This window comes from Acidisphaera rubrifaciens HS-AP3 (genome assembly GCF_000964365.1).
Taxonomy (GTDB): domain Bacteria; phylum Pseudomonadota; class Alphaproteobacteria; order Acetobacterales; family Acetobacteraceae; genus Acidisphaera; species Acidisphaera rubrifaciens.
This window is the reverse complement of sequence record NZ_BANB01000484.1, coordinates 1-437: the sequence shown is the minus strand read 5'-3', so window position 1 is coordinate 437 and position 437 is coordinate 1. Positions and strand designations below refer to the sequence as shown.

The 437-nt window shown below is 65.7% G+C and carries 1 protein-coding gene; it reads right to left on the bottom strand.

Annotated features, from left to right (window positions below; all coding sequences use genetic code 11):
- Positions 1–437 (bottom strand): hypothetical protein (locus B8460_RS22010; protein WP_048862119.1); only part of this gene is annotated, 437 nt, incomplete at both ends.

Below are 437 nucleotides of genomic sequence, written 5' to 3'. Positions count from 1 at the left end.
CGCCGCATTCTCGGGCGCCGGCTTGGTCTCGGTCTCGGGTTCGTCGGCCATCTTAGTTTCCTTTGCATCTGCGCGCACGCCCGATGGCACGCCGCGATCCCATACGCCTTCCGGCACCAACGCGAGGTGATCCAGCAACGTCGGCGCGCCCTCAATGAGCAAACGCCGATCTTCGCCCAGCTCTATCGTCTCGCAGCCATCCGCCACGGTGAACACGACAGCGGGCGACGTGGACAACAGCCCCTCGGCGAGTGCCGCGTTGATCGATTCATCATAGACGCGCGCGACAACCCAGACTTCGCGATCGTCCTTGGACCATCCCAGCATCGTCGCGCCGACCGCGCGCCGCGCGTGATCGTCGGGACGCATCGTTCCGCCGTCCGGGTGATCGAATAAAATCGGCACACCAGCGCCGCACCGCTCGACGAACTCCGGCG